Raw genomic sequence first — 582 nt, forward strand, 5'->3', positions numbered from 1 at the left:
GTAAAATGGTTTCCACCAACAATAATACTTCGGCCCGTCGCCGCCATCCGCTCGTCGGCCTTTTCATCGAAGCTTTTCCCTGGATCATGACTTTTGCAATTGGCGCCGTTAGCGTTATCGGGCATGTAAGTGTCTGATTCAAAATTATCCTGTGCGATTTCATGCCCTTGCGATGCGTCTGGTGAAGAGCTGGATCGAGGCTATGAACAGCCAGGCGGTCGCGGATGCGATGGTCTGCTCGAAGTCTTTGGCGAGCCGGCGGTTTCGGTTGAGCCATGCGAAGGTTCTTTCGACGACCCAACGCCTTGGCAGCACTTCGAAGCCCTTGGCAGCATCGGAGCGCTTTATGATCGCGATCGTCCATTTGCCGAAGCACCGGATGGCCCCCCTGAGTTTGTCGCCGGCATAGCCTCCGTCCGCGAACAGATGGCGTAGCCACGGGAAACGGCGGACAATATCGGCGAGTAACAGCGGCGCTCCGTCCCGGTCCTGTATGGCGGCCGAATGGATCACCGCATGGACGAGGTTGCCGTCGGTATCGGTCAGAATGTGCCGCTTGCGCCCTTTGGTCTTCTTACCCGC

1 protein-coding gene is annotated in these 582 nt (G+C 57.6%); it reads right to left on the reverse strand.

The annotated features are described in order from the left end of the window. Nucleotides 1–159 precede the first annotated feature (159 nt). On the reverse strand, nucleotides 160–582 hold a 423-nt coding region (locus AC4FS3_RS29160; protein ID WP_491023445.1), incomplete at its 5' end, for an IS5 family transposase.

It is taken from the genome of Pseudogemmobacter sp. TB195, from assembly GCF_058313095.1.